The 24544-nt window shown below is 55.0% G+C and carries 24 protein-coding genes; all 24 read left to right on the top strand.

Annotated features, from left to right (window positions below; all coding sequences use genetic code 11):
• Nucleotides 1-51 precede the first annotated feature (51 nt).
• A complete protein-coding gene (locus ABU190_RS07275; protein WP_354690885.1) occupies nucleotides 52-498 on the top strand; it encodes a DUF5675 family protein in 447 nt (148 codons plus the stop codon).
• Between the two features lie 13 nt (nucleotides 499-511).
• Nucleotides 512-1192 carry a hypothetical protein gene (locus ABU190_RS07270; RefSeq protein ID WP_354690884.1) on the top strand — a complete coding sequence of 227 codons (681 nt, stop codon included), beginning with the start codon at nucleotides 512-514 and terminating at the stop codon, nucleotides 1190-1192.
• Between the two features lie 94 nt (nucleotides 1193-1286).
• Nucleotides 1287-3071, top strand: a complete 1785-nt coding sequence (tagH, locus tag ABU190_RS07265; protein WP_071195230.1) for a type VI secretion system-associated FHA domain protein TagH — start codon at nucleotides 1287-1289, stop codon at nucleotides 3069-3071.
• On the top strand, nucleotides 3068-3862 hold the full coding sequence (locus ABU190_RS07260; RefSeq protein ID WP_039079479.1) for a protein phosphatase 2C domain-containing protein: 795 nt from the start codon (nucleotides 3068-3070) through the stop codon (nucleotides 3860-3862). The genes tagH and ABU190_RS07260 overlap by 4 nt, the downstream gene beginning before the upstream one ends.
• 21 nt (nucleotides 3863-3883) lie before the next feature.
• Nucleotides 3884-4879, top strand: coding sequence for a hypothetical protein (locus tag ABU190_RS07255; RefSeq protein WP_354690883.1), 996 nt, complete (start codon nucleotides 3884-3886; stop codon nucleotides 4877-4879).
• A gap of 113 nt (nucleotides 4880-4992) precedes the next feature.
• Entirely contained in the window at nucleotides 4993-5805 is an 813-nt protein-coding gene (locus ABU190_RS07250; protein WP_039079477.1) for a type VI secretion system accessory protein TagJ, read from the top strand.
• Nucleotides 5798-6364 (top strand): type VI secretion system baseplate subunit TssE, encoded by a 567-nt coding sequence (gene tssE, locus ABU190_RS07245; RefSeq protein ID WP_071195232.1) that lies wholly within the window; start codon nucleotides 5798-5800, stop codon nucleotides 6362-6364. Before ABU190_RS07250 ends, tssE begins: the two co-directional genes overlap by 8 nt.
• A 2-nt stretch (nucleotides 6365-6366) precedes the next feature.
• Nucleotides 6367-8238 carry a type VI secretion system baseplate subunit TssF gene (gene tssF / locus ABU190_RS07240; RefSeq protein ID WP_039079475.1) on the top strand — a complete coding sequence of 624 codons (1872 nt, stop codon included), beginning with the start codon at nucleotides 6367-6369 and terminating at the stop codon, nucleotides 8236-8238.
• Entirely contained in the window at nucleotides 8235-9278 is a 1044-nt protein-coding gene (gene tssG / locus ABU190_RS07235) for a type VI secretion system baseplate subunit TssG (protein ID WP_039079474.1), read from the top strand. Before tssF ends, tssG begins: the two co-directional genes overlap by 4 nt.
• A gap of 48 nt (nucleotides 9279-9326) precedes the next feature.
• Nucleotides 9327-11939, top strand: a complete 2613-nt coding sequence (tssH, locus tag ABU190_RS07230) for a type VI secretion system ATPase TssH (RefSeq protein WP_354690882.1) — start codon at nucleotides 9327-9329, stop codon at nucleotides 11937-11939.
• A gap of 26 nt (nucleotides 11940-11965) precedes the next feature.
• Nucleotides 11966-13477, top strand: coding sequence for a serine/threonine-protein kinase (locus tag ABU190_RS07225; protein WP_354690881.1), 1512 nt, complete (start codon nucleotides 11966-11968; stop codon nucleotides 13475-13477).
• Nucleotides 13478-13542: 65 nt separating this feature from the next.
• A complete protein-coding gene (locus ABU190_RS07220) occupies nucleotides 13543-13950 on the top strand; it encodes a DcrB-related protein (protein WP_354690880.1) in 408 nt (135 codons plus the stop codon).
• A 94-nt stretch (nucleotides 13951-14044) separates the two neighbouring features.
• Nucleotides 14045-14272: a hypothetical protein gene (locus tag ABU190_RS07215; protein WP_354690879.1), complete on the top strand. Its 228-nt coding sequence runs from the start codon at nucleotides 14045-14047 to the stop codon at nucleotides 14270-14272.
• 211 nt (nucleotides 14273-14483) lie between these two features.
• Nucleotides 14484-16676 carry a type VI secretion system tip protein TssI/VgrG gene (gene tssI, locus ABU190_RS07210; protein WP_354690878.1) on the top strand — a complete coding sequence of 731 codons (2193 nt, stop codon included), beginning with the start codon at nucleotides 14484-14486 and terminating at the stop codon, nucleotides 16674-16676.
• Between the two features lie 10 nt (nucleotides 16677-16686).
• On the top strand, nucleotides 16687-17070 hold the full coding sequence (locus ABU190_RS07205; RefSeq protein WP_354690877.1) for a hypothetical protein: 384 nt from the start codon (nucleotides 16687-16689) through the stop codon (nucleotides 17068-17070).
• 32 nt (nucleotides 17071-17102) lie between these two features.
• Nucleotides 17103-17453, top strand: coding sequence for a DUF3592 domain-containing protein (locus tag ABU190_RS07200; RefSeq protein ID WP_296439259.1), 351 nt, complete (start codon nucleotides 17103-17105; stop codon nucleotides 17451-17453).
• Nucleotides 17454-17522: 69 nt separating this feature from the next.
• Nucleotides 17523-17912: a hypothetical protein gene (locus tag ABU190_RS07195; RefSeq protein WP_354690876.1), complete on the top strand. Its 390-nt coding sequence runs from the start codon at nucleotides 17523-17525 to the stop codon at nucleotides 17910-17912.
• Nucleotides 17913-17972: 60 nt separating this feature from the next.
• Nucleotides 17973-18365, top strand: coding sequence for a DUF3592 domain-containing protein (locus ABU190_RS07190; RefSeq protein WP_354690875.1), 393 nt, complete (start codon nucleotides 17973-17975; stop codon nucleotides 18363-18365).
• A 10-nt stretch (nucleotides 18366-18375) separates the two neighbouring features.
• Nucleotides 18376-20907 (top strand): DUF2169 domain-containing protein, encoded by a 2532-nt coding sequence (locus ABU190_RS07185; RefSeq protein WP_354690874.1) that lies wholly within the window; start codon nucleotides 18376-18378, stop codon nucleotides 20905-20907.
• Nucleotides 20904-21974 (top strand): pentapeptide repeat-containing protein, encoded by a 1071-nt coding sequence (locus tag ABU190_RS07180; protein ID WP_354690873.1) that lies wholly within the window; start codon nucleotides 20904-20906, stop codon nucleotides 21972-21974. The genes ABU190_RS07185 and ABU190_RS07180 overlap by 4 nt, the downstream gene beginning before the upstream one ends.
• Nucleotides 21975-21983: 9 nt before the next feature.
• Entirely contained in the window at nucleotides 21984-22589 is a 606-nt protein-coding gene (locus ABU190_RS07175) for a DUF3540 domain-containing protein (RefSeq protein ID WP_354690872.1), read from the top strand.
• Between the two features lie 9 nt (nucleotides 22590-22598).
• On the top strand, nucleotides 22599-22991 hold the full coding sequence (locus ABU190_RS07170; protein ID WP_107223419.1) for a DUF4150 domain-containing protein: 393 nt from the start codon (nucleotides 22599-22601) through the stop codon (nucleotides 22989-22991).
• Between the two features lie 25 nt (nucleotides 22992-23016).
• Nucleotides 23017-23412, top strand: coding sequence for a hypothetical protein (locus ABU190_RS07165; RefSeq protein ID WP_223886922.1), 396 nt, complete (start codon nucleotides 23017-23019; stop codon nucleotides 23410-23412).
• Nucleotides 23413-23435: 23 nt separating this feature from the next.
• Nucleotides 23436-24542, top strand: coding sequence for an ADP-ribosylarginine hydrolase Tri1 (gene tri1 / locus ABU190_RS07160; RefSeq protein WP_354690871.1), 1107 nt, complete (start codon nucleotides 23436-23438; stop codon nucleotides 24540-24542).
• Nucleotides 24543-24544 lie beyond the last annotated feature (2 nt).

Genomic DNA, 24544 nt, shown 5'->3' with positions numbered 1-24544 from the left:
GTCTTTTGCAGCGATCCCGAAAGGGATCGCTGAAAGCGTTAAGGGGAGTGTATGGCAAATTATCTCATCTCCATAAAGCGTCTCTGGCAAACTGACAGTTCAACGATCAGTACGTATGATATTTCCGGCAGTACGATAAGTGGTTATATCCTTGAACGCCCCGGACCTGATACGACGGAATCCGGGTTAAGAAAAAGGATTCCGGAAGGATCTTATAGATTGCAGTGGCATAATAGTAATATTCCCACTGTACAATCACATAATCCTGTTCCTTTGCTTTATAACTCATCCGTTCCAGTCTCACGTTATATCTTAATTCATAATGGGAATTACCCTGACAATACAGATGGCTGCCTGCTTATTGGTGCAACAAAAGGTGATAACTTTGTCGGCAACAGCGTAACGAAATTGAATGAGCTGAAAGATTTCCTGACACAAGAAGGTATTGAGAATTTTACAGTAACGATTACATCATGTTATGTAAATTGCAGTAATTAGAAAGGGACGGGTCATGCTCAAGACATTTATTGTTATCAGCACGTTGTTTTTTGCTTCACTTTCCACAGCCGCAGAACAGACCCTGCACCAGGGTATTCTTCAGGTCTACTGGCTGCCCGTATGGAGCGACGATGGTCAGCGAAATACACCAGAACTTAAATACCGTTATTTCGTCACTAAAGATGGCGACAATGTCGAGAAAGTCATCAACCTAAATGTTGATAAAAAAGACGCTGAACCTGAGCAACTCAAGCGTTACTTTCCCCATATTCCATCTGAGTTTTTGACCTGGAAAGAGGGGCACATTGAGCGTGCTGGTGCTATTACGGTTGATAAACTTACCGGATCGACAGAGTGCGACCATCGTTACTTTACTGGCGAGTTGAAGCATTTCAAAACTGCGGATAGCAAGGCTATTGATACCGATAAACTTGAAAAAAACGCGGGTTGTGAAGCCTTCCCCTGGATGATGACCTATACCCTAAAATCAGGGGTAGAGAATAAACACTTCAAGCAACAACCCGATGACGGGGCGAAAGATTTACAGCCTGTCACTCCCGGAACGCCACTGGTAAAAATAAAAACAATCAACGCTAACTGGATTCAGGTTGCGGTACGTGATGAAAATAAACCCGGTCTGCTGGGCGAGGCGCGGGGATATATTAAACTTAATGATTTGCAACCCATTAATTAAGCACTGAGGCTTCACTGGCATTTTTATTTTCCAGCACCAGCGTTATCAGAACTGACCCTTTTCGGAACGCTAATAACTCCAGCAGGAATACGCTATGCGATTCACAATAGTTACCAATAAACCCGGCCATCAACCTCCGCAAAGCCGCTGCGATTTCTATCCGCCGGGAGGCACCATTGGACGCGGAACGGACAATAACCTGGTGCTGCCGGACAATGAGCGCGCCATTTCGCGCCTGCAGGCGATCGTACATATCGCCGGGAACGGTGAATGCCGCATTACTAACCGTGGCAATGTGACCCGAGTCGTACTCAACGACATTCCGCTGGAGCGGGGCCGCCAGGTTGAACTGCAGGATGGCGATATCCTGGATATTGACGAATACCGCATTGAAGTGACCGATTTGATCCTGGACACCCAGCCGGTCAGCCGTATGGCGGCGAATGTGCAGGCAGGACTTACGCCCGATCCGGCCCCGGTGGAGAAAAAAGAGAACGCCACCACCGCCGTGCCAACGGAGATCTGGGACAGTCTGATGCAGGAGTTTTCCATCTCCGACAGCATCTCCAGTAACCGTGCGAAACCAGAGCCCCAGGCGCTCAATCCGTTTGCCGCGCCGAAAGAGCCGGAACGCAACCCGGAAGACCCGCTGGCCTTATTGAGTAAAAACGAATCCGCTGCCGCGCCGCGTACCATCGACACGGACAAGCTGTTTAACGACGAACCGCTGTTTAAAAACGACAGCATTTTCGCCGATGTCACGCCGTCAACGCTGGTGCCGCCTGTAGAACCCACGGCTAAACAGGACGCACCCGCGCCGGATGAACTGGATCCGTTAGCTCTCTTTGGCGGTGCCGGGGCGAGCACGCAACAGGCACGTGATGACGACCCGCTGGGGCTACTCAGCGGCGCCGTGCCGCTAAGTCATGTAGATGATGTTGCCCCGTCTGAGCCGAAGAAAGCGGAACCGGCCTGGCAGGCACCTGTCCCGCCGCAGCCTGAACCGGTGGTGCCGCATGACGATATCGTGCCGCACACCGAGCCAGAGGATGTGCAGCCGCTGTTTGTTGCGCCGGAACCCGTGGCGCCGGAAGCCAACAGCGAGATGCCGGAATATGTCCCCATCACGTTACCCACGCCGCAAACCGTACAGCGTGCCGCCGCCCAGACGCCAAAAGGCCGCTTGCGTATTGACCCGGTACAGAGCGAAAGCGCGCAATCTGCAACGACCAGCAGCGGTGAGAGCAGCGGTGATGTCCTTAAAGGCGAACTGCTGGATGCGCTGCTTGAAGGGATGGGACTCAGTGATATGCAGCCCACGCCGCAGTTTGATCGGGAAAACATGCGTCAGCTCGGACAGATGCTGAGCATGTTTTCGCAAGGGACAGTGGCGCTGTTGTCATCACGCTCAATCCTTAAACGTGGGGTAAAAGCGGACATGACAATGGTGCTTGATGACGCCAACAACCCGTTTAAATTGCTGCCTTCCGGCAAAACCGTGTTGATGCAGATGTTCGGTACCCGTATGCCCGGCTTTATGCCGCCGAAAAAGTCGGTGCGCGATGCGTTGATCGACTTACAGGCCCACCAGTTAGGGATGATCTCCGGCATTCGCGCCATTATCGCCGCTATGCTGCAATCCTTTAACCCGGAACTGCTGGAAGAGGACGCTAAACGCGACGGCGCCACTGCGCGTCTTGGCATGCTCTCCAATCGTAAAGCGGCGCTGTGGGACTATTTTGTGCGTTCTTACGCTGAAACGGCCGGTGAAATCGATGACGACTTCCACACGCTGTTTGGCGAGGCGTTCCTGCACGCCTACGACATGGAAGTAAACCAGTACAAAGATTCACAAAGCGCATCGGAAGAACAACAATGAATATCAGCACCGCCTCAATGTCCCGACAGGGCGCGCGTGCGAGTAACCAGGATCAAACCGGTGAAAGCATTGGCGAGCGCGCCGCATGTTTCGTGGTATGCGACGGTATTGCCGGGCTTCCCGGCGGCGATGTGGCGGCCGAGCTCGCCCGCAATGCCATCATCACCCGCTTCGATGGCGACCAGCATCTGAATGCGCAATACATTCGCGAGTATATCAACGAAGCCAACAACGCCATTCGCACCGAACAAAAAGCGGCTGAGCAGTTTCAGCGTATGGGCACCACCATGGTGAGTCTGTTTATTGACCGTGATTACCATCTTGCCTACTGGGTACATGCGGGAGACAGCCGACTTTACCTGTTTCGCCGCGGGTGGCTGTACCACGTCACCACCGATCACAGCCTGGTACAGCAGATGAAAGACGCCGGACACCAGACCGAGGGTATTAACAGCAACCTGCTCTATTTCGCGTTAGGGCTGGGTGACGATGAGCGCGAAGCCAGCTACAGCGATGTGGTACCGATTGAAGATGGCGATGTGTTTTTGCTCTGCACCGACGGTTTCTGGCACGGGGTGAGCGAAGAGCAGATGAAACAGTCCCTGCATATGGTCAATACACCCCATGAATGGCTGACATTAATGAATCAGATACTGCTGCGCACCAACGTGGAAAGTCATGATCAGCAGGACAATTACAGCGCCGTAGCGGTATGGGTCGGTGCTCCACAGGACACCACGCTTCTGCACTCGCTGGCGCAGGCGTCGCAGTTTTTCCCTCTTCGTGATTGATACAGGCTTACAAGGAATTTTATGAAACTTTGGCTTCCGGGGCTGGCGCTGTTCGCGGTCTGTTTTGGCGCTCAGGCTGAAAACTACCGTATCGTGCAGTCTCCTACACAAAAACTGGATATCTGGATCGACGACATCGCGGATAACTCGCCGAAAAGCTGGTGTGCGCGGGAATTACCGCTGCGTATCGTGGCGAATGGCGATAAAAAAGTCACCGTGCTCGACAGTTTTATGCCGCGTCTGGGCGCGCTGCTCGAGAACCAGTGCGGCACGCTGGCGCTGGTGCGCTGGAAATTGACCGATGCGCAAAACAACACGCTGGCCCAGGGGACCGCAAGCAAAGCGAAAGACTGGGCGCCGGTTGTCACTCCGGCGGCTGCGGCGACAAGTACGCCGCCTGCGACCAATACCGCCAGTGGCTTACAACTGCCGGAAGGTCGCCCGGAAGATAACTCCCCGGCGGCGAACCGTACGCCGTGGCAGGAGTTTACTCTCCAGGATGGCTGCCATCTGCGGACATTCTGGCAGGGTGATAGCAGCAGTCCGGCGCTGTTTATCCCGGCCAAAGACGACGGCAAATGTGAGAAGGGCGGCTGGCTTAATGGTCGCAGTGATGTTAGCCAAATCACCAATGGCATTGAGCGTAAAACCACCATGACCTTTGTCCACGGTTTCCCGGTAAGCGGTCTGAGCGAGAGTGCGGACGCCGACCGTCTGTTGATAACCACAGTGAACAACGAGCGAATGGTGGCCAGCGAAGGCAGTCTCGCTCAGAGCTGGATGATCCTGCCTTATGTGCCTTCCCTGAGCGGCTGGCAGGCGAACGGCACCGTCGCCGTCGAAGTTTCTCGCGAGCTGGTCAACGATCAGGCCCGGCTGCAGGCACGGCTTGACGAGGTGCGTAAGGTCTGGACCCCGTGGTTCGCTCCCGGTACGACCCTCAACATTTTGCTGATTGACTCTCTGCGTCCGCAACTGCGCGACCCGGCGGTCGGTACGTATAAGGCTGTGCACTAGTTTTCCCCCTAATCCTCAAGAGGGGACCGATCGCGCCACCGGGGCTACGGTACGAGGGTATGCGCTGAGCGCAAAAAACCACAATTTCATTCGTTTTACACAGAGGAGCGGTGATGAACACACTAGAGCAACAACTCGCGGGAGAATCCCTCCGGGAGAGTCTGGGGCAACTGGAAAACCGCATTCGCACGCAGCCCACCGATGCCGACCTGCGTGCGGCCTTTACGCAAATGCTCTGCCTTGAGGGCAACTGGCCACGCGCCCTGGCACAGCTCAAAAGCTGGCTGGCGCTGACGCCACAGGCGCAGCCGACCATCACCCTGCTTGAACAGACCATCAATGGTGAACGTCAGCGCGCAGAAGTGATGGCAGGACGGGCGCGTCCTGCGATGCCGGACAAACAATGGCCGTGGCTGGCGGCAATGGTTGCCGCCCTCGATCTCTCCGCTACCGAAGCCTGCTCACATCGCATTGGGGCGCTGGAACAGGCCGAGGCCATCCCCGGCGAACTGACCTTACAGGATGGCACCACCCACAGCTTCGACTGGCTGATGGATGGCGACTGCCGCTTTGGCCCGGTCTGCGAGGCCATCGTCAACGGACGCTACTTCTGGCTGCCGTTCAGCGCGATTGAAGAGATGGAGTTTCAAGCCCCGGCGAGCGTCATCGACCTGGTCTGGCGACACACCCGCATTCGTCTGCATGACGGCAGCGAGCAGGTGTGCCAGATCCCGGCGCGCTATCCGCTGGACAATCAGGTTGAAGACCGCTTCTTGCTCTCACGCACCACCGAGTGGCAGCCGCTGCCAGGCGAGGAGCCCCATTACCTGGGGCGCGGCCAAAAAGTGTGGCTTAACGATACGGCGGAATTTCCGCTGCTCGATTTAGCCAGCCTGCGTTTTGCGAAAGGCGATGCGCATGAGTAGTCAGCCTCAGGACGACCGCGATCTGCTGCGTAGCGGCTGGCGCGCCAGAACCGGCAAAGAGTCGCCGGGGGCGCGCGACAAAATGCAGCCGTCATTGCTGGACCGCCTGACCGATGACGCGCCGGACAAAAAGCAGGAGCCGCTCAACAGCAATCTGGTCTCGCACAATGCGCTGCGTCGCCACGTACTGCGTGACCTGCAGTGGCTGTTCAACACCATCAATAACGAGGCGCAAAACGATCTCTCAAAATTGAGTCACGTGCGCCGCTCGGTCGCCAATTTTGGCGTGGCGCCACTGGCCGGTCAGCGCATGTCCGACATTGAATGGCAGGATATCCAGCGCAAGCTTACCGACGCGATTTTGCATTTCGAACCGCGTATTTTGCCTCAGGGGCTGATGGTGCGCTGCATCTCCGATACAAAGTCGCTGGATCTGCACAACGTCTTGTCGATTGAAATCAAAGGCCGCCTGTGGTGCGTGCCGTATCCGTTATCCTTTTTGTTTCGCACCGATGTCGACCTGGAAAATGGCCATTTCGAGTTAAAAGATGTGGGGTAAGCGTGGAGAGTAAATTACTCGAGTATTACAACCGCGAACTGGCCTGGCTGCGGGAAATGGGTCAGGAGTTTGCGGGCCGCTATCCGAAAGTGGCGGGGCGGCTGGGAATGCAGGGCATGGACGTTGCCGACCCGTATGTCGAGCGTCTGATGGAAGGGTTCGCCTTTTTGACCTCCCGCGTGCAGCTCAAGATGGACGCCGAATTTCCCCGGTTCTCTCAGCGTCTGCTGGAGATGATCGCGCCAAACTACCTTGCGCCCACCCCGTCAATGGCGATTGCCGAACTGCAACCTGACCCGGCAAAAGGCGATTTAAGTAAAGGCTTTGTGGTGCCGCGCGGCACCATGATGGACAGCCAGACGCTCAAGAAAAATGGCGTCACCTGCAGTTATACCACCGCACATGATGTGACGTTACTGCCGCTGAGCATTAGCGCCGTCGAACTGGGCGGCGTACCCGCCGACCTGCCGCTGCTGCGTATTGGGCTCGGCCAGAGCGGGGCGGTCAGCGCACTGCGGATCCGGCTGCGCTGTGACGGACCGGTGAAACTCTCACACCTTGATTTTGACCGCGTGGAGTTCTTTTTAAGTGGCCCGGATATGCAGGCACTGCAACTGCTGGAGCTGCTGATGGCGCACCAGGTCGGGGCGCTGGCGCTGATTCCCGGTACCTCAACCGCGCCGCTGGTTCTGCCGGAAGACGCACTACGTCAGGAAGGGTTCGAGTCCGACCAGGCGCTGTTGCCGGACGACTTGCGTAACTTTGACGGTTACCGTCTGCTACAAGAGTATTTTGCTTTTCCGTCGCGCTTCCTCTTTTTCAGCCTGAAAGGGCTGCGTCCACTGCTGGCGCAGAGCGGTGATGCCACCACCTTTGACATCATCATCCTGCTGGATAAAGCCGATGACCAGCTTGAGCGTGTGGTGGATAAAAACCATCTGGCGCTGCACTGCACCCCGGTGGTGAACCTGTTCGCCAAAGTGGCGGAACGGCAAAAACTGAGCGACAGCCAGCACGAATACCATCTGGTGGTCGATAACATTCGTCCGATGGATTACGAGATTTACGCCGTTACCCGGATTCATGCCAGCGTTGACGGGCAGCGTGATGATCAAGAGTTTCGTCCGTTCTGGCGCAGCCAGAGCCAGGATAACGGCAACTACGGCGCCTACTTTTCACTGCGCCGCGAACAGCGCGGCCTGTCCGAACATGCCCAGCGCTACGGTACGCGTACCGGGTATATCGGCTCGGAGGTGTTTGCCTCGCTGGTGGATGAACAGCACGCGCCCTGGCGCGATGATCTGCGTTACATCACCGCCGAAGTGCTCTGTACCAGTCGCGACCTGCCGCTGATGCTCCAGCAGGAGATGGGCAAATTTGTGCTGCCGGACTCACTGCCGGTTAAAAATCCGCATCTGCGCAAAGGGCCAACGCCACCGCGTCCGGCGCTGGCGGAAGGGTTCAGTACCTGGCAACTGGTGAGCCAGCTACAGATGAATTACCTGAGCCTGATGGACGGCGAAGAAGGGCAAGGGGCGGCGGCGCTTCGCCAATTACTGGGCCTTTACACCCGGCTGGCGGAAGCTCCGGTGGCCAGACAGATTGACGGCGTGCGCAAATGCGTGTTGCAGCCGGTACACCGCCGGGTACCTGAGCCGGGGCCGATTGTCTTTGCCCGTGGCGTGAGTATCTCGCTGACGGTGGACGAACAGGCGTTTTCCGGTTTTAGCCCGTGGCTGTTCGGGAGTGTACTGGAGCGTGTCTTTGCCCGGCTGGTGGCGATGAACAGCTTTACCGAGTTCACGCTCTACAGCCAGCAGCGCGGCGAAGTGGGCTACTGGCCACCGCGGATGGGCAAAAGGGCACTGATATGAGCGAAACGCTGACCCGTCTTTCGCCCGTGACGCGGGCAACCGCCATGCCGCCGTCGTTCTGGCAGAACGTGATGGCGGCCCCCTGGCGTTACGACCTGTTCACCCTGTTGCGCCGTGTTGATGCCCAGGGCGGCGAGCGTTATCCGCTGGGTCGCGCGCCGCTGCCGCGCTTTGAACCTCTGCGTATTGGTCAGAAACCGTCGCTCGGTTTTGCCCCTTCGACCCTGGCAGAGGTGCGTCAGCGCGATCAGTCATCTCTGTATGATGTGTCGATTTTAAGTTTTGGTCTGTTCGGGCCGAACGGGCCACTGCCGCTGCACCTGACAGAGTATGCGCGCGAGCGGCTGGATCACCATCAGGATGAGAGCCTGACGGCGTTTGCCGACCTGTTTCATCACCGCCTGACGCTGTTGTTTTATCGCGCCTGGGCCGATGCGCAACCGACGGTTTCACTGGATCGCCCGGACAACAAACGCTTCGAGCGGTATATCGCTTCGCTTATCGGCATGGGGCAACCGGGGCAACTGGAAAAGGGGTCTCTTAGCCCGCATGCCCGTTTCGCCCTGGCCGGACATTTAACGCGTAATGGCCGTGACCCGGAAGGGCTGGAGAAGATCCTGCGTGCCTACTTCAACGTGCCGGTGAAGGTGGTGGCGAATGTTCCACAATGGATGCCTCTGGGTGAGCGAGAAAGGGCGCGGTTACAGGGCGGGCGTCGTGCGCCGCGTCTGGGGGAATCGGCCTTTCTGGGGGCGGCGGTACGCGATGTCGCCCATAACTTTCGCATCGAGCTGGGGCCGCTGGATGCTGAAACCTACCGCCATTTTTTGCCCGGAGAGGCCTGGGTAACCCGGCTTCGCGACTGGGTTCGTCAGTATCTCGGCATTGAGTATCAATGGTCCCTGCGCGTGTTGTTACAGAGTCAGGATGTGAACGGCGCGGCGCTGGGCGGCTCAGGGCGCCTGGGCTACAGCGCCTGGCTGGGTATGCAGCCGCAGCCGCTTGCTCGCGGTGATTTGGTTTTCAGTCCGGAGCGGTGATCCCTCACCGTCTCCCAGGCGTTATCTCTTACATTCACGGAATCGATCATGTCAGAAATTAGCCGTGCCGTGCTCTTCGGCAAACTGGATACGCTGTTATTTTCCTCGCTGGAAAGCGCCACCGCCTTTTGCAAACTGCGCGGTAATCCGTATGTGGAACTGGTTCACTGGCTGCATGCGTTAATGCAACAAGACCAGGGCGATCTTCAGCAGGTGATTCGTCATTTTTCATTGAGCGAGGAAGCCTTAACGAAGGATATCGTCCACGCGCTGGATAGTCTGCCGCGCGGTGCAAGCTCCGTCTCCGATCTGTCTGAGCATATTGATAACGCGGTCGAACGCGCCTGGGTCTACGGTTCGCTGAAATTTGGCGTAAACCGCATTCGCGGCGGCCACCTGCTGATTGGCTTATTAAAAACCTGGAGCCTGGCAACGGTCTTAAAAGGTATCTCGTCGCAGTTTGAACGGGTGCGCGTTGACGCGTTGCTCGATGATTTTGACGCCATTTTTGCCGACAGCAAAGAAGCCGCGCAGTCTGTTGCTGTGCCGGAAAACGCAGCCGCCGCACCCGCACGTCAGGGGAGCCTTGCGCAGTACGGGCAGGATCTCACCGCACGGGCGCGGGACGGCAAAATCGACCCGGTGGTCGGGCGCGATGAGGAGATCCGCCAGATGGTGGATATCCTGATGCGCCGCCGCCAGAACAACCCGCTGCTCACCGGTGAAGCCGGGGTTGGTAAAACGGCGGTGGTGGAAGGGCTGGCGCTGCGCATTGCCGCAGGCGATGTGCCGGAACCGCTGCGTGATGTGCAGTTGTGGTTGCTGGATATCGGCATGTTGCAGGCCGGCGCGAGCATGAAAGGGGAGTTTGAGGCCCGTCTGCAGGCGTTGATCAACGAAGTGCAGTCCAGCCCTGTGCCGATCATGCTGTTTATTGATGAGATCCACACCCTGATTGGCGCGGGTGGGCAGCAAGGAACGGGCGATGCCGCTAACCTGCTCAAACCGGCGTTGGCGCGCGGCCAGTTGCGTACCATTGGCGCAACGACCTGGGCTGAGTACAAAAAATACATCGAAAAAGACCCGGCGCTGACCCGTCGCTTCCAGACGGTACAAGTGGCCGAGCCGGATGAAGAAAAAGCGGTACTGATGCTGCGCAGCACCGTCTCAGCGCTGGAAACACACCATCGGGTGCTGCTGTTAGATGAAGCGGTGGTCGCGGCGGTGAAGCTCTCCCATCGTTATATTCCGGCGCGCCAGTTGCCCGATAAAGCCGTGGCGCTGCTCGATACCGCCTGTGCGCGTGTCGCGGTGAGCCTCAGCGCGCCGCCGCCGCAACTGGAAGATTGCCTGCACCGCATTGCCGGGCTGGATGTGGAGATAGAGATCGCCGGGCGCGAGGCGCGAATGGCGGCCGGTGACGAAAGCCGCGTGGCAACGCTACAGGTCGAACGCGAGCGTCTTGGTGAGATGCGTGATGCCCTGACACGGCGCTGGCAGCAGGAGCAGGGGCACGTGGATGAAATTATCCGCCTGCGTCGTGCGCTCAGCCAGGCGGCGGAGGAGGAACACCCGGCGCTGCGCAATGAACTGGAACAGCAGCAGCAAGCGCTGCGCGAGGTTCAGGGGGATGCGCCGCTGCTGTTTGCCGCTGTCGATGCCAATATCGTTGCGGCGGTGGTCTCCGACTGGACCGGCATCCCGCTGGGCCGGATGGTGAAAAATGAAATCGATGCGGTACTGAAACTGGCGGATACCCTCAATGAGCGGGTCATTGGTCAACGCCACGGTCTGGAGGCCATAGCCCGCCGGGTGCGCACCTCCCGCGCGCGGCTGGATGATCCGAATAAACCGGTTGGCGTGTTTATGTTGTGCGGTCCCTCTGGTGTCGGGAAAACCGAAACCGCACTGGCGCTGGCGGAGTCGCTTTACGGTGGTGAACAGAATGTGATCACCATTAATATGAGTGAATTCCAGGAGGCGCATACCGTCTCTACCCTGAAAGGCGCGCCTCCGGGCTATGTGGGTTACGGTGAAGGGGGCGTGCTAACCGAAGCGGTGCGCCGTCGTCCGTATAGCGTGGTGCTGCTTGATGAAATCGAAAAAGCGCACCCGGATGTCCATGAAATCTTCTTCCAGGTATTTGATAAAGGCTGGATGGAAGATGGCGAAGGGCGACATATCGATTTCCGTAACACTATTATTATCCTGACGTCGAATGTGGGGACTGAACTGATCAGCGGTATGTGCGCCGACCCGGAACTGTTGCCGGATCCCGACGCGCTGCGTGATGCGCTGCGTCCTCCGTTACTTAAAGTTTTTCCCCCTGCGCTATTAGGCCGTCTGCTGGTGGTGCCGTATTACCCCTTAAGCGAAGCGATGCTCGCGTTGATCGTGCGTCTGCAAATCAAGCGCATTCAGCGTCGTCTTGAGGAGAACCATGGCATTGTCTCTGAGGTGGATGAAAGCGTCATCACGCAAATCGTCCAGCGCTGTACGGAGGTTGAATCGGGTGGCCGAATGGTCGATGCGATTCTGACCAATACGCTGTTGCCTCAAATGAGTCAGCTTTTGCTTGACGCCAGCGCGCGCGACGAGAAGTACCGACGTTTACACGTTACCTTTGCACAGGGCGAGTTTCACTGTCAGTTTGCGGCGTAATGCCATTATCAAGAGAGTTTTCCATTATGACGGATCACGAAAACAACCGGACTGTACCGAACGCACTGCCGACGGGATACCGCTTTAATGAGTTCGAAATCAAAGAGGTGATTGGCGGTGGCGGTTTCGGCATTGTCTACCGTGCCTGGGATCATCAGCTCGAACGCACTATAGCCATTAAAGAGTTCATGCCCTCAACGCTTGCGGTACGCAATGACGACATGACGCTGGTGTTGCGTAGCGAGCGCTTTGGTAAGGCCTTTTCCGCCGGACTGAACAGCTTTATTCAGGAAGCGCGTCTGCTGGCGCGTTTTAATCACCCGAACTTGCTGCACGTGTTGCGTTTCTGGGTGCAAAACGACACCGCCTATATGGGGACGGTCTTTTACAGCGGCACCACGCTCTCCCGCTTGCGCGAAAAGAACCCGCAGATGATCAACGAAGCGTGGATCCGCCGCACCCTGCCGATGCTGCTTGGGGCAATTAAAACCATCCACGACGAAGGCTATCTGCACCGCGATATCTCGCTGGATAACATCCAGATTCAGGATAACGGCCTGCCCGTCCTGCTGGATTTCGGCTCTGCCCGCCGCAGTATTGGCTCGGTCTCCGACGAGACCGAAACCATGCTGCGCCCAGGCTATGCGCCGATTGAGCAATACACTGACGATAATGAAAGCGAGCAGGGACCGTGGACAGATATCTACGCTCTGGGTGCCGTAATCCATACGCTGATCGTGGGCTCACCGCCGCCGGTGAGTGTGGTGCGCAGCATTCAGGATGGTTATCAGCCGCTGGCCCATCGCCATCTGCCCGGTTACTCCCCGTCCTTGTTGCAGGCGGTGGACAAGGCGCTGGCGCTGAAAATGGAAGACCGTCCGCAAACTATCGATGAATTTGCGGCGCTGATCGAAATGCCGGTCGCCGGACTCGACGATGTGCTGAACGTGAAAAAGCCGGGCACCATGCTGGTTCCCATTGAAGAGGTTGAAACCAAACCTGGTGTCCTGGACTGGCGGCGTTACAAAGTGCCAGGCCTGGTGGCGGCCGGGGTGCTGGTTGGCCTGATCGCCGGCGGCGTGCTGTTCCATCAGGGCAATGCGCCGCAGGAGAATGCGAATCAGACGGCAAGCACCGGGCCTGCCGATACCCCCGTCGCGCCAGCCACACCGGCCGCTCCGCCTGCGCAAAACAGTGCGCCGGTTTCGACGCCGCCAGCAGCTACGTCCACCACCGCAGCGCCAGCACGTGATACGGCGTCGACTGCCCCGGCACAAACCGCGCCTGTGGCGGTGGATAAACCCGCGGCAACCACGCCGCCTGCGGCGATTGCACAGGTCTATGTGCGCATGAATGAGGGAGAAAAACTGACCCTCAACGGGGAATCGCAGTCGATAACACCGGCCAGCAATGGTTTCGCGACCCTGAAACTGCAGCCGGGCCAGTATGCGCTGGTGTTGCAGGGTAACGGTCAGACCCGTCACCAGACGTTAAATATCACCAGTGCCGGTACCTGGCTGGTAAATCCGCAACCGTAATCTCTTCGCTGCCGGTGCGCAATATCGTTCCGGCAGTGTATCGGTTGCATAAAATAAATGTGGCAATGCCCTATACAGCCAAAGACCGAACTATGAATGCATTTACACACACTGTTGATGGTGGCAATGAATTTACGTTTGTCGTGTCTCGCGCCAGTGCAAATGCCGACGATAAAGTACATGCTGTCGCCGCCAGAACGCTTCGCGAACTAAAAGATACGCTGACCGATTTTTATCTTGAGTCGACGCAAATGTTGACGGTTGATGGCTACCCGGCCGTTGAGCTTTTCTATCAGTTCAAAAATGATAATCGCGTTATCTTCCAGCGTCAGACCATTATTTTACTGGACGTAGCGCCTGCCGGAAAAAAACTGGTGAGCTATGTGGCGACCTGTCCGGGGGAATTTAACGAACGTCATCAGCAGCAATATCAGGAAATTATTCAGAGTATTAAGTTTCATCGTGGGAAGTAGAACATGCTGCACTTTACCGTGCTGTTTTGCGCTAAAGCAGGGGAACACGGGGTGTGGCTTAGCCAGAATATTTGAACGGCAAAGTAACCTGATAATGAAAATTACCGGCACGAGCGCTTCTATTATTTTGGATATTGATGGCTGGAAGATTAAAGCACAAGGTGAGAGGGTTATCGGCGGTTTTTACGCTGTGATGAAAAGCATGCAGCAGTTTGAACCGCCGCATGAAAAAACACCGCTCACGGATGAAATAAAACAGAAGTATATCGATGAGGCGATGGCAAAAACAGCAGGTTCACATAGGGTGATCCATTTCGTTTAATTGCTGTTTCGCTAAACTGCATATTGCCAGGAATTTTCTGAAAAGAAATGACTGGCCCCCGTTCTCGATATCAATGAATAGATAAAACGGACGCCATTGCCCGTTTTTGTAATATCCTCACTGACTGCTGGTTGATTATATTTGTCGTTCGGGCACGATAATTTAATGATTGCACCTGGTTCTTCATGATTTTTGTAACGGAATTAACCTTATGCTCAATCGTATTACCGTACAGCTCCCCGTAGACGGGCTATTATTCTGGAAACTGTCAGGGCGTGAAGCGCTGTCAGAACCTTATACACTTGGCCTGACGTTGCTGGGCACCGATGCGCGCATAGACCGCAGCCAGTTGCTGGGCAAATCCGTCACTGTGACTGTCCCGACGCAGGATATGACATCGCCGCGCTATTTTAACGGCAAAGTGACCCGTGTGGCGGTGAGCGCCGTGGAGCTGTCCGGCACTCGCTACGCGGTCTATCAGCTCAGCGTTGAATCCGACTTATGGCCAATGCAGCGCGACCGTAACCTGCGTATTTTCCAGGGGCAGACGGTACCGCAAATTGTCAAAACGCTACTCTCTGAAAGCAAGGTTAACGTTGAAGACAAGTTGAGCGAGAGTTACCGCGTCTGGGATTACTGCGTACAGTATCAGGAGAGCAGCTTCGACTTTATCAGCCGCCTGATGGAACTGGAGGGCATCAGCTACTTCTTCCGCCACGAATCCGGGCGCCACGTCATGGTGTTGACCGATGCCGCCAGCCAGCATCAGCCGTTTGCCGGTTACGAAACCATTCCTTATCACGTGACACCGTCCGGCGGCAGTACCGACGAAGAGGGGATCAGCCAGTGGGCGTTAACGGACAGCGTGACGCCGGGGATCTACAGCCTGGACGATTATGATTTCCGTAAGCCGAATGCCTGGCTGTTTCAGGCGCGCCAGAATCCAAACTCGCCGGAGCCCGGCAGCATTAACGTTTATGACTGGCCGGGGCGCTTTGTTGACCATGGACACGGTGAATTCTATGCCCGCATTCATCAGGAACGTTGGCAGGTTGAGCACCAGCAGATACAGGGCAGCGCCACCGCGCTGGGCATCACCCCTGGGCATACCTTTACCCTCTATAACGCCCCCTTTTTCAGCGATAACGCAGAATACCTGACCACCGAAGCTAACTACTGGCTGGAAGAGAATGCCTACGCCAGCGGCGGGAGCTCGCAAACGATGCACCGCATTGATTTCACCGTCATTCCTTCTTCTGTCACGTACCGTCCGGCGCAAAAAACGGCCTGGCCGCGTACCTATGGGCCACAGACCGCGAAAGTCGTCGGTCCGCAGGGAGAGAGTATCTGGACCGATCGCTATGGCCGGGTGAAAGTGAAGTTTCACTGGGACAGGCAGGCAAAAGGCGACGATACCAGCTCCTGCTGGGTGCGTGTTTCCAGCGCCTGGGCAGGGCAAGGCTTTGGCGGCGTGCAGATCCCGCGTGTTGGTGATGAAGTGGTGGTCGACTTTATTAACGGTGACCCGGACAGGCCGATTATCACCGGGCGTGTTTATAACGAAGCCAGTATGCCGCCGTGGGACCTGCCTGGTGATGCCACCCGGATGGGCTTTATGACCCGCAGCAAGGATGGCAGTGTCGATAATGCCAGCTTCCTGTTTTTTGAAGACAGTCCGGGTAATGAATCGGTGCAGATGCATTCCGAGAAAGACATGATGGTGTCGGTCGAGAATGATAAGACGGTCAATATCGACGGTAACCGGACAACGACGATCAAAAAAGAGCAGAAAGATGATGTGACGGGCGATGCCACGTTCTACTACCGGAAGAAAAGGACGACCACGGTGGATGATGTTGAGACCGCGACCTTTAACAACGGAGAAAAAACAACCATCAAGAATGGTCGACAGTTAGATATTGTCAGCGGTGGGGATGAAAGCAATATCACTGGTGATCAAACTACAAATTTGGATGGTATCCGCAATGTCACTATCTCTAAAGGGGAAAAGTTGACAATCAGCGCTGGCGGGCAAGAGGAAACAATCACTGGCGACGTCACGAAAAAAATCAAAGGCAACTGGGTTCAAACAATTGAGAGTGGAACGACACAGATCTCCTCACCAAACCTCATCCGAATTGAAAGTAAAACGAAGGTCGAAATAGATTCACCCGAAAGCTTTTATACCAGTAAAGGTTCAAATCTATCAGTGTACGGAGCTTCACTGTCATTTAATGGGCTAAGCTCATCAACAAATGGAACAAGTTTTAGCTGGACGCCATTAAGTATTTCTACTTCCCTGACCAGCGTAGTGCATGCTCCAATGAATACAGTAAGATCTTTAACTAAAATAGAATCATCAATACAGAATGTCGCTATTGGGTTTCTGCATATGTTTATGTAAAGGGGAAAGTATGAGTTTTTTATCAGAACATTCAAATTTAATAGCGTTGAGCGTTATACTGGTTTTTATTTTTATCTGCCTTAAGGGATTGAAGGGGCAAAAAGAAGATGTTACAGAAATAAGGTACTGGTTATCGAGAGATAAATGGCAGGGCGAGGTGACGACGGCAACATTGCGCGAGTGGAAACAGACTTCCACTACGCATAATTTTGATTATTTCTTTATTGTTACCTTTGATGCAAATCTGGAGGGTGGGGTGAAACAATATAAAGCGGCTGCCGCGCTAAAAGTATCTGAAATCCCCCAGCTTAAAAAAGGGATGCCCATTGTGATTAAATATCAAGGTGTTCCGCCAAAGAAAATGGCAGTACTGAGCATGCAAGCTGAGCATTGATGATAAATATGAGATATGTTACAGATGTCATCGTGTTCGCCGTCCTGGCTTTTTTTGCCTATGTTATTGTGTCTTTGCTCATCAGGGATGCCAAAAATAAGAAGATCAAAGATGGGATAGCGGCGGATGGCGTGAATACTACGGGGATTATCACTGATGTATCCAGTCGCTCTGGTGGGAACTCCGGGTTTATTAACATCACGGTAAGTTTTGACTATGAGATTGAGACGGGTAAAAAAATCAGTGGTAAAGCTGATGCGGTAATTGATGTAATGAATATCAATAAATACCAGCCCGGTGAAACCATTTCTTTAAGATACTCAAGAAAAGAACCCGAAAAAGTTATTGTGGATATTCCAAACCCTCTTCTCAAGCGTCGCTGATTGTCATAGTGGGAAAAGCTATGGTTAGCTACGTGGCTTACCCACAAATTAACTTTAAAAAGGGTTCATATGAACATTCTTATCAATGTCATGAGTGACCCTTTCTTTATTTCTGGTTTGATTATCACCCTTGCGGGACTGTGGTCTGCCGTTGTTTTTTTTAAGCAGTTTGGGGTACAAGCGCGGTTATTGCGCGACTGGGTATCACGCGAAGAATGGGCCGGGAAAACCATTCATGTTCCTCTGGAGTCCTGGCAGCGTACCGGTACGAAGCGTGGCGAGTATTATCTTTACGAATGCTATTTCTTTGCGGATTTCGCTAAAAAGAGAAAGAAATACCGTGCCAGGGCCGCTGTTAAACCCAATGATATTCATAAACTGAAAAAAGGGTTAACCCTGACGGTAAAATACAGTGATGACAAACTGCCACGGATTGCAGTAATGAACGTGTTTGACTAAGCTTTTCTGGCTGCGTTTATTCTGGAAATAACTCTGCGTATACACGAAAGGTCCAAATTAATGGAATTTTTTGACACTTACTGGTATCTGCTGCCCATTGGGATATTTTCAGCCGTCTTTTATATTATCTACCTTAGCTTGCGCGATAACCTTATTGTTTATATTAAAGACTCCTTTAGGCAAGCATCAGTACTTAAAACCGGTATTGGTGCCAATGCGGATATTATTTTCGCCAGGCAAACGGGGATGTGGGATGCAGAAAACCCTGTCTATTTACTGACGGTGAACTTTAAAACCCGTGAGGGGCAGGAAGTACAGGCAAGCTTCTATACATCTATGAGCTTTGAAGAGAGAGAACGCTTTAAAGCCGGTAATGGCACCACCATCAAATATGACCCCAAAGACCCGAAAAGAATTGCGTTATACGATCGGCCACTCATCTTAGGCGAATAAGGTATTACGGATGAAGATTATTAAACCTTTGCGCCTGAGCGTGCTCCATCGCCCTTTCCGCTGGCAGGGTAAAAACCATCTTGGCGTGTCGGTGATGGCGCTGACCGATATGGGGGAGGCCCCAACACTGCGTCCGGAGATGGAGCTCTGGCAGCTTGCCGCCAGTGAACTGCAAACCAGCGGTGGCGTTATTGATATGGCGATGCCGAAAACCCGTGCAGAATTCCTGGCCACCGGCTATGCCTATACTCACCACCAGCAGGAAAAAACGGCGGTGATGACGCGGGTGGATATCGACAATCTCAGTAAATCACTGGTGGTGTTTGGCGACCGTTTCTGGTCGGGCAGCAAAATGACCCCACCGCAGCCTTTTGGCGACATGCGTCTGGACTGGACGCGCGCCTGGGGTGGTGCAGGCTGTGAAGAAAACCCGCATGGGGTGGGGTTTTGCCCGGAAAATCATCAGGGACAAAGCCTCCACCGCCTGCCGAACATTGAGCCCCTCCACGGGCGCATGACCTCGCCAAAACAGAGGCCGGAGCCTGCGAGCTTTGGGCCGCTTGATCTCACCTGGCCGCGCCGCTTTCGCCGGATGGGCAAAAACTATGACGCCGGTTGGTTGCAGAACGATTTTCCCGGCTTTGCCCGCGACATCGACTGGACGGTGTTTAATGCCGCCAGCCCCGATCAGTGGTGGGACAGAGACACCCTGCCGGAACAGGCGTCGTGGCGTATCTGGAACATGCACCCGCAAAAACCTGTGCAGGAAGGCACCTTGCCACCCTGGCATGCGCGCTGCTTTATCAGCCGGTTGCGCCAGGAAGAGACCCTGTTTGAAGAGATAACCCTGCGCGCAACCACCGTCTGGTTTTTCCCGCATCTGGAGCAGATGGTACTTATCTGGCAGGGGCATATCCGCATTAATGAAGACGACGCGGCGGATGTTTTGCACTTAATGCCCGCGCTCGAAAAAAACGGTGCCGGGCGTTCGCTCAACCACTATCGCAAAGTCCTCAGCCAGCGCCTGGATAAAGAAAAAGGGGCGTTGTTCGCGTTTCGCGAAAAGGATCTGCTGCCGGAATCGCTTATCGGCCCGTGGCTTGACAGTGAGGTGCAGCAGACGCCGAGCCCGATGCGCGACAACATAAAGAATCGCGAAAAGCTGCTGCGTGAACAGTACCGGGAAAGGCTGGAAGCAAACGGGAGCGACATTGGCGACCTGCTCGGCAACATCGAAGAGCCTGAGATGCCTGCCCTCGATGAATTGCCTGAGTTTATGGAAAAAATGGAGCGTCAGGCGCAGCAGATACAGGCCGATGCGGAGCAGCGCAAACGCGAAATGGAAGCAAAATATCCGCACAGGGATGACCAAATGCCGCGCGGGCCGGAATCACTGCATCGGATGCAGGAAATGCTCCACCGCAACAGCGACCTGATGAGTGAGAAAAAGCGCGAGCAGGCGAGCGAGGCGCTGCATCAGATGTATCTGGCGGCTGTGGCCCAACAACCTCCCGCCGTACGCCTGACGGGTGACCTTGCACAGATCATCCGCCAGCGCGCCGGGCGCACATTCGCGCAAGGGGGCGATTTTAGCGGTATGGATCTCACCGGCGCTGACTTTTCCGGTATGGATCTCAGTGGTGCTAATTTCACAAAGGCGCTGCTGGAATGTGCTGATTTCCGCAACAGCAAACTGGATGACGCCTGTTTTGCCGGGGCGATGCTTGCCCGTACGCAATTTGGGCACGCCTCATTACAACGATGTGATTTTACCGGGGCAAGCCTGGCGCTTGCTCAGTGTCAGGAGAGCGATTTTAGCGGTGCACGCTTTAAAGAGACGCAGACACAAAATGCCTTATTCGAGGCGTGCATCTTCGATAACGCCAGCCTGGATGGACTGCTGTTACGCGAAACCGGGCTGAGCCGCTGCCGTTTCCACCACGCCTCGCTGGACGGCTGCATCTTCATGGAACTCACCCTGGCAGAACCCGATTTTCACGGTGCGCGGCTGCATAAATGCGCGTTTATGCAATCGGTGCTGGTGGCCGCAGTGTTTAGCGACGCGCGGCTGGATAGCTGCTCCTTTGTCCAGACTCAGGCGGAACAGGTGAGTTTTGCCGGGGCCACTTTAATCGCTACCGCGATAGCGGCCGAAAGTACCTTAGCGGGCGCCGACTTCCGCCAGGCTTCGCTCATCCAGTGCAACCTGCGTCAGACGCCGCTCGCCGGCGCGCAATTCACCCTGGCGAAGCTGGAGAATTGCGATCTCAGCGAAGCGGATTGCCGCGCCAGCCACTTTGGTCAGGCAAACCTGATGGGAAGCCTGTTTGTGCGCACCGATTTTCGCGATACCGATTTCACCGATGCCAACCTGATGGGGGCGTTGCTGCAAAAAAGTCAGCTTGGCGGGGCCAATTTTAGCGGGGCGAATCTTTTTCGCGCCGATCTCTCGCAGGCGTTCATCAGCGATACCACCCGCCTTGATGGGGCATGGACGAAACGCATCAAAACGCTGCCGAAGCGCGATGGAGAAGTGATATGACGATGCTCACCGCAGCACAATTGCAACAGCGGGTGAAAGGCGGCGAGCCGGTCAGCGAAATCTCCCTCGACGGGCTGGATTTGCGGGGCTGCGATCTCTCCGGCGGTATTTTTCAGGAGGTCTCTCTGGAGGGCGTGAACCTGCAAGGGGCCAATTTACATGAAACGGCGTTCACCGAATGTGCGCTAAACGGAGTAAACCTGCGGGGAGCCCGGTTAACCCAGACGGTGTTTAATCAGTGCGAAATGGCAAACCTGCGGGTGGAGGAAACGCCGCTTGATGGATGTATCTTCAACCACTGCACGCTGACGGGTAGCTATTTTACGGGCTGCTCGCTACAGACCGTACAATTTATGCACTGTGCGCTGGCAGACAGTCACTTTGATCGGGCAACACCTGAACGCAGCGTCTTTTTTGAATCACCGCTGGCTCATGCCCGCTTTGCCGGGTGCCGTTTTCTGCTGACCACCTTTTATGGCATTGATCTGCGTACAACGGTGCTTGAAGGCAGTCAGTTTGAACGGGTGGTCTTTTTCGACTGCGATCAGCGCGGGAAAGATTACGCCCGGCACGGCTTTACCGGCTGCCAGTTTACCGACAACCAGTTAGACGGCGCGGATTTTAGCGGCGCGCAGCTTACCCAGTGCAATTTTAAAGGGGCGTCGTTACAGACCGCGCGGTTAAATCAGGTCAATGCAACCCAGGCGCTGTTTATGGAAGCGAATCTGCGCGGCGCGCAGTGTCGTGGCAGTCTCTTTGATCAGGCTATTTTTGTCGGCGCCACGCTTGAGCAGGCCGATTTCAGCAAGAGCCGCCTGTTTCAAAGTATCCTGCAGCAGGTGAATGCTGTCGGTGTGCGTTTTACACTTTGTGACCTGACCTACAGCGATTTTACCGGTGCCGACCTGCGTCTGGCCGACCTGCGCGGCGCGACCTTTTCCCGCACCCGGATGCACCGGGCGAATCAGGAGAATGCCCAGTTCACCGGACGTCAGGGCATTCTCGAATATGACGAAGAATTATTGGCTGCTGAGGCCTGGAGCCTGCAGCGCCAGAGCCGCCGTTGAGGAGAGATAATGAGTAAAGTCAACCATCTGATGGCCCAACCCATACTGCCGCCCGTACAGGCATCGGCGGTGGTGACCCACTGCTTTGCTGACGGCAGCCTGACGGTAGAAAGCGAAGGGCGTGGCTGGCATTGTCGCCGGGCTGCGAGTTGTGTTATCGCACCGCAGACCGGCGATACAGTGTTGATTGCCAGCGTAGAGCGCCAAATCTGGCTGCTGGCGGTACTGGAACGGGCCAACCCGCAGGTTGCGGAACTCAGCGTACCGGGCGATCTGCATATTCGTAGCGCGGGGGAGCTAAGCCTGAGTAGCGAGGCGCTCCGTGTCACCGCCGGGCAGGGTGACTGCCATATCGACGAAATGAAATACAGCGGCGAGAAACTCTCGGCGTGGGTCAGCCTGTCGCGCGTTGTCGGCAAGCGGGCAGAATCTGTCTGGCAGACCGTCACCCAAATCAGCCACAACCTGTTTCGCACGACCAGACAGACCGAGCAGGTTCGCGCGGGGCAACTGGACATGAAGGCTGAGGACTATGCGCGCCTGCATGCCCACAACACGGTGATTACGTCCAAAGCGATCACCAAAGTCGATTCTGAACAGATTCATATGGGATAAGGAACCGTCATGTTTGCGAACTGCCAGCTTTTCGGGGTTGATTTGGCCTTTCCGGATGTCTGCCTGACGCCCATGCCAGCCCCTACGCCCATTCCCTATCCGGATATTGCGCTGGGGCCGACGGCAATTCCCAATGCTTTTAATATCCTGTTTATGGGGATGCCTGCCCACAATATGGCGACCATCACGCCACTGACCAACGGCGATAACCCCGGCGTGGCAACAGGCGTGGCCTCTGGGACCGTGATGGGGCCATCCCGGCATTTAACCGGTGCGTTTACCGTGCTGTTAAAAGGCACTCCCGCCACGCGATTGACCAGCGTGAGCCTGCAAAACTCCACCAATGCGATTGGTATGCGTATCGTGCCGAGCCAGTTCAAAGTGCTGATGCTTGCTCCGTAATAACGGAACAGGATTGTATTAAGGGATGAATATCTCGACATTTGAAATTGTGAATGTTGTTGTAACGATTGTGCTGATATGTCTCTTTTTCGGGCTGGCAAAAAGAGTAGCGCGTAACCTTGAGCGCAAAGAGCAGGACATTCTGACTAATGGCAGCGATGTCAATATCACCATTTTATCCATGAAGCAAAGCGGGTTGTTTATTAATAACAACCCGGTGATTGAAATGTCATTACGGGTAGAACAACCACAGTTTAATAAAAGCTGGTTGGTCGAAAAACATAATGAAACGGCGTGGCTAATCGCCGTTGCGGCTTATCAGGTGGGGAATGTTTATCAGGGTAAGCTGGGGCAAAATGACAAGAGCCTGGTCTTTGTAAAAGACGGTAGCGGCAAACCGCTGCCTGCGATACAGCAGTAAAGAAAGGCAGGGAAGGGACAATCGTGATCGATTTACATTCTGATATTCGGGAAATAGAGCGTTATGCAAAACAGTATGAGCACTATATTCCGTTTACTAATGCGCGGACGCAGCACCGCATGCTGTATGACTACATTGCGCATCCACTGGTAGATGACCCGCAAGAAGCCGAGTCGACAAAATGGTATGACACGCCTGATCAGGTCAAACCGCTGGATATCTGTCGCGACAGGGCCATAGGCGCGCTTGTCGGGCTCGCCGTGGGCGATGCCGTGGGCACCACGCTGGAATTTATGCCTCGTGACCATCATACCGTGACGGATATGGTGGGTGGTGGGCCATTTCGCCTGAAACCCGGCGAGTGGACCGACGACACCTCTATGGCCCTGTGTCTGGCTGAAACAATGCTGGAGCGCAAATATGCCAGCAGGCAATGTTTCAGGGACAAGCTGGTGAAGTGGTATCGCGAGGGCTATAACAGCGTTAACGGTGTCTGTTTTGATATTGGCAATGCGACCCGTTATGCCCTGGAACAATATGAGATTAACGGAGCGGACTGGTTTGGTAATACGGCCCCGGAAACAGCGGGAAATGCATCCATTATTCGATTAGCGCCTGTACCGATCTATTTTCGTCGCAATTTCGCTCAGACATTCTATAACGCGAAAATTCAAAGTCAGGCCACCCATTGCGCGACCGAGGCTGTAAGTTCCGCACATTATCTGAGCTGCTTACTGCTTCTGCTGATTAATGGGTACGACAAAGAACGTGTATTTTCCCCGCAAATGATGCCGTTAGAGCCGCGCGTGCTGATCATCAACGCTGGTGAATATAAAGAAAAAAGCCGCGACCAGATCCGCTCCAGTGGCTATGTTATCGATACGCTGGAAGCGGCCATGTGGGCGGTATGGCACACCGACAATTTCCGTGATGCCATCTTGCTGGCGGCGAACCTTGCCGATGATGCCGACAGCGTGGCGGCGACGGCCGGACAACTTGCCGGTGCTTTATATGGCTGGTCGGGGATTCCGCAGGAATGGAAAGAGAAGCTGGTGCAGCATGACCGCATTGTCTCTATGGCCGCGGCGTTATTTGACCAGGCGCCGGATGAGGAAACACCGACGGAATAAAT

The sequence above is a fragment of the Phytobacter sp. RSE-02 genome (assembly GCF_040578655.1).
Lineage (GTDB): Bacteria > Pseudomonadota > Gammaproteobacteria > Enterobacterales > Enterobacteriaceae > Phytobacter > Phytobacter diazotrophicus.
The sequence above is the reverse complement of the archived record's forward strand: the minus strand, read 5'-3'. Positions and strand labels throughout refer to the sequence as shown.

Excerpts from the sequence above, each read along its gene's own strand:
- ABU190_RS07165 (WP_223886922.1), top strand. The coding sequence starts at position 23,017 with ATGAATATCTCGACATTTGAAATTGTGAATGTTGTTGTAACGATTGTG.
- ABU190_RS07180 (WP_354690873.1), top strand. The coding sequence starts at position 20,904 with ATGACGATGCTCACCGCAGCACAATTGCAACAGCGGGTGAAAGGCGGC.
- tssG (WP_039079474.1), top strand. The coding sequence starts at position 8,235 with ATGAGCGAAACGCTGACCCGTCTTTCGCCCGTGACGCGGGCAACCGCC.
- ABU190_RS07250 (WP_039079477.1), top strand. The coding sequence starts at position 4,993 with ATGAACACACTAGAGCAACAACTCGCGGGAGAATCCCTCCGGGAGAGT.
- ABU190_RS07225 (WP_354690881.1), top strand. The coding sequence starts at position 11,966 with ATGACGGATCACGAAAACAACCGGACTGTACCGAACGCACTGCCGACG.
- ABU190_RS07195 (WP_354690876.1), top strand. The coding sequence starts at position 17,523 with ATGAACATTCTTATCAATGTCATGAGTGACCCTTTCTTTATTTCTGGT.
- ABU190_RS07275 (WP_354690885.1), top strand. The coding sequence starts at position 52 with ATGGCAAATTATCTCATCTCCATAAAGCGTCTCTGGCAAACTGACAGT.
- ABU190_RS07270 (WP_354690884.1), top strand. The coding sequence starts at position 512 with ATGCTCAAGACATTTATTGTTATCAGCACGTTGTTTTTTGCTTCACTT.
- ABU190_RS07215 (WP_354690879.1), top strand. The coding sequence starts at position 14,045 with ATGAAAATTACCGGCACGAGCGCTTCTATTATTTTGGATATTGATGGC.
- ABU190_RS07220 (WP_354690880.1), top strand. The coding sequence starts at position 13,543 with ATGCCCTATACAGCCAAAGACCGAACTATGAATGCATTTACACACACT.
- ABU190_RS07260 (WP_039079479.1), top strand. The coding sequence starts at position 3,068 with ATGAATATCAGCACCGCCTCAATGTCCCGACAGGGCGCGCGTGCGAGT.
- ABU190_RS07185 (WP_354690874.1), top strand. The coding sequence starts at position 18,376 with ATGAAGATTATTAAACCTTTGCGCCTGAGCGTGCTCCATCGCCCTTTC.
- ABU190_RS07170 (WP_107223419.1), top strand. The coding sequence starts at position 22,599 with ATGTTTGCGAACTGCCAGCTTTTCGGGGTTGATTTGGCCTTTCCGGAT.
- tssI (WP_354690878.1), top strand. The coding sequence starts at position 14,484 with ATGCTCAATCGTATTACCGTACAGCTCCCCGTAGACGGGCTATTATTC.
- tagH (WP_071195230.1), top strand. The coding sequence starts at position 1,287 with ATGCGATTCACAATAGTTACCAATAAACCCGGCCATCAACCTCCGCAA.
- ABU190_RS07190 (WP_354690875.1), top strand. The coding sequence starts at position 17,973 with ATGGAATTTTTTGACACTTACTGGTATCTGCTGCCCATTGGGATATTT.
- ABU190_RS07255 (WP_354690883.1), top strand. The coding sequence starts at position 3,884 with ATGAAACTTTGGCTTCCGGGGCTGGCGCTGTTCGCGGTCTGTTTTGGC.
- ABU190_RS07205 (WP_354690877.1), top strand. The coding sequence starts at position 16,687 with ATGAGTTTTTTATCAGAACATTCAAATTTAATAGCGTTGAGCGTTATA.
- tssE (WP_071195232.1), top strand. The coding sequence starts at position 5,798 with ATGAGTAGTCAGCCTCAGGACGACCGCGATCTGCTGCGTAGCGGCTGG.
- tssH (WP_354690882.1), top strand. The coding sequence starts at position 9,327 with ATGTCAGAAATTAGCCGTGCCGTGCTCTTCGGCAAACTGGATACGCTG.
- ABU190_RS07175 (WP_354690872.1), top strand. The coding sequence starts at position 21,984 with ATGAGTAAAGTCAACCATCTGATGGCCCAACCCATACTGCCGCCCGTA.